Raw genomic sequence first — 3,185 nt, 5'->3', positions numbered from 1 at the left:
ATTTATAAAGTTATCATGGTAGCTGCAGAATTTTTATATAATTTTAACAAAAAAGCTTTTATTCTGTTAATGATAATGCAGTGTCTCTTAAGTCCCGTAATCAGTCCGGCATGAGCGCCTCTGCCTGAGGAATACGGGCATAGCCATACATGCAAAACTGCCGCATCCCGGAAAAAGGCTGCGGCAGTTTTGTCATATCTTATGTTATGGTGTTTCCGAAAGAGCTTAGAAAATATCGTGCAGAATAATGGTCTGACTGCGGTTTGGACCTACAGAAACAATGCCCAGAGGGATATCTGTCAGTTCGCTGATGCGTTCTACATACTTCCGGGCAGCTTCCGGCAGTTCGTCATAAGACCGGCAGCCGGAAATATCGCACTTCCAGCCTGGCATTTCTTCATAAATCGGATCGACAGCTTCCAGAACATCCAGGCTGGCCGGATATTCTTTCAGCAGTTCGCCCTGATAGCGGTAGCCCGTGCAGATCTTAATCACATCCAGGTCATCGAGAATATCCAGGCGCGTAATAGCCAGGTAATCCAGACTGTTCAGCATGGCTGCATATTTGACGACAGCCGTATCCAGCCAGCCGCAGCGGCGGGGACGGCCTGTAACGGTACCGAATTCGTGTCCCTTATTGCGCAGGTATTCGCCTACTTCATTGAGCTGTTCTGCCGGGAACGGGCCGGCGCCGACACGGGTCGTATAGGCTTTTACGACGCCGACAATGTTTTCCATGCGGCGGGGACCGACGCCGGAGCCAGTGCAGGCACCACCGGCAGTCGGGTTGGAGCTGGTAACAAAGGGATATGTGCCGTGATCCAGGTCAAGCATGGCTGCCTGAGCCCCTTCAAACAGCACTTTCTTCCCTTCCTTAATGTACAGGTTAGCCGAATAGTTCGTGTCCTTCACGTACTGGCGAATCTGGTTGGCATAGCCCAGGTATTCCTGATACATCGTATCGTAATCGAAGCCTTCGCAGCCATAATACTGGGCAAACAGGCGGTTTTTCAGCTTCAAATTGATGCGCAGTTTTTCTGCAAATACCTTTTCATCCATCAAATCGCCAATGCGGATGCCTACGCGATTGACTTTGTCGGCATAACACGGGCCAATGCCGTTTTTCGTCGTGCCGATTTTGGCATCGCCTTTCAGCTTTTCATCTTCTTCGTCTATCCGAATATGATACGGCATAATAACATGGGCACGCGTCGATATTTCCAGCTTGCTGATCTGGACGCCTTTATCAACCATACCCTGTATTTCTTCCAGCAGCACTGCCGGGTTGACAACGACACCGCTGCCAATAATGCAGGTTTTCTGGGAATACAGAATCCCTGACGGCAAAAGACGGAGAGCAAAGGAGTGGTCATCTACGACAACCGTATGACCTGCGTTGTTGCCGCCTTGCGAGCGAATAACAACATCGGCTTTCTGTGCCAAGTAATCTACGATCTTTCCCTTTCCTTCGTCACCCCATTGAGTGCCAATTACCATTGCTGTAGCCATATATTCAACATCCCTTCATTAAACAATCAAAGTAACAAACACTTAAATTATACACGAAAACCACCGGAATGCCTATTCTCCAGTGAAAAATATTCTAAAAACAGAAAAAATATTCGAATACCCTTGCATTTTTTGCATATATTTTACGAATTCATGATAGAAACCATGCAAAAAGGGCTGATATGATGAATATATAACATGAACCTGTATCAATAAAATATAGTAAAAGGCGGGATTCCCATGGCAAAAACGTATGTAATTGACACGAACGTGCTGATCCAGGCACCGTACGCGCTGCACTGTTTTGAAGATAACCATCTCGTACTGCCGATGGTAGTGATTGAAGAGCTGGATGGTCTGAAAAAGGCAGACGGCGAACGGGGATACAATGCCCGAAAGGCCATTCGCTTTCTGGAAAAGCTGCGTCTTCAGGGCGATCTGCTGACAGGCGTTTCTCTGCAAAACGGCGGCACCCTGCGCATTGAAGCCAACTGCGTCGACGTCGCCCTGCCGGCAGACCTGCCTGATGACAAGGCAGACAACCGCATCCTCCAGGTCTGCCTGAGTCTGGAAGAGCAGTCTCCCGTCCTGGTCACAAAGGATCTCGTACTGCGGCTGAAAGCGCAGATGCTGTCCATTGAAGCCCAAGACTTCAGTACAGAACAGGTAATTCCGGAAGAAGAACAGTATACAGGACGCATTCAGTGCTATGTAGCAGAAGACAAATTCAAGGATTTCAAAAAGAAAGGGCTCTCTGTGAAAGACGTCTATCAGGCCGATGAAGAAGGCCATACGATTCATCCGGAGCTGACGGAAAACCAGTTTATCCTGCTCAAAGCCGATCAGTCCCTGCGCAAAACTCACCTGGGCCGCGTAAAAGGCAAAAAAATCGTCCCCCTGGAATACAAAAAGAGTCTGCCTTATGGCGTAAAACCACGCAATGCAGGCCAGTATTTTCTCCAGGAAGCGCTTATGAAACCGGCAGACGAAGCACCGCTGGTCATCGTCAAAGGCCAGGCCGGCACGGCAAAGACCTTCTATTCCCTGGCTGTAGGGCTGGAAAAAATACTCAATCATCCAACAGGAGAATACCGCCGCATCCTCATTTGCCGGCCCAATGCCCAGTTTGACACAGACATTGGCTTTCTTCCCGGCGATGAACAGGAAAAGATCTCCCCTCTCATGCGGCCTGTTATCGACAATCTGGAACAGCTCATCGACGCCAGCGAAGAAGAACGGTACGACAATGAAATGGAACTGAAAGGCAAAATTGACGAAATATTCGACCGCAACCTCGTCCAGACGGAAGCGCTGAATTTTATCCGCGGCCGTTCATTCATCAAGACCTACCTGATTATTGACGAAGCGCAGAACATGACGCCCAATCAGATTAAAAGCATTATTACCCGGGCCGGGAAAGGGACAAAAATCATTCTTCTCGGCGACCCCAACCAGATTGACAAGCCCTTTTTGGACGAACGGACCAACGGCCTGAGTTATGCCTCAGAAAAGATGAAGGGCAGTCCCCTGTGCTTTCAGCTCACCATGACTGCTGACGAATGCGAACGGTCTGAACTGGCGCTGGACGCTATTCAGCGGCTCTGATGCAGAGCTGAAGCGTCAGCATCTCCAGTAAGGCAATTTACAGAATGGAAAGGAATTGTATTATATTAGTA

2 protein-coding genes are annotated in these 3,185 nt (G+C 48.8%); one reads left to right on the top strand and one right to left on the bottom strand.

Annotation, left to right across the window (positions count from 1 at the left end; all coding sequences use genetic code 11):
- Positions 1 to 225 precede the first annotated feature (225 nt).
- Positions 226 to 1,509: an adenylosuccinate synthase gene (locus tag Q3886_RS09675; RefSeq protein WP_301861250.1), complete on the bottom strand. Its 1,284-nt coding sequence runs from the start codon at positions 1,507 to 1,509 to the stop codon at positions 226 to 228.
- A gap of 240 nt (positions 1,510 to 1,749) precedes the next feature.
- On the opposite strand from Q3886_RS09675, the gene Q3886_RS09670 reads away from it, so the two are divergent.
- Entirely contained in the window at positions 1,750 to 3,114 is a 1,365-nt protein-coding gene (locus Q3886_RS09670; RefSeq protein ID WP_301861249.1) for a PhoH family protein, read from the top strand.
- The last annotated feature ends 71 nt before the right edge of the window (positions 3,115 to 3,185 follow it).

It is taken from the genome of uncultured Megasphaera sp. (genome assembly GCF_958350005.1).
GTDB lineage: Bacteria > Bacillota > Negativicutes > Veillonellales > Megasphaeraceae > Megasphaera.
This window is presented reverse-complemented; position numbering and strand designations above follow the sequence as displayed.

Coding starts and splice junctions, on each gene's coding strand:
- Q3886_RS09675 (WP_301861250.1), bottom strand. CDS start 1,509: ATGGCTACAGCAATGGTAATTGGCACTCAATGGGGTGACGAAGGAAAG.
- Q3886_RS09670 (WP_301861249.1), top strand. CDS start 1,750: ATGGCAAAAACGTATGTAATTGACACGAACGTGCTGATCCAGGCACCG.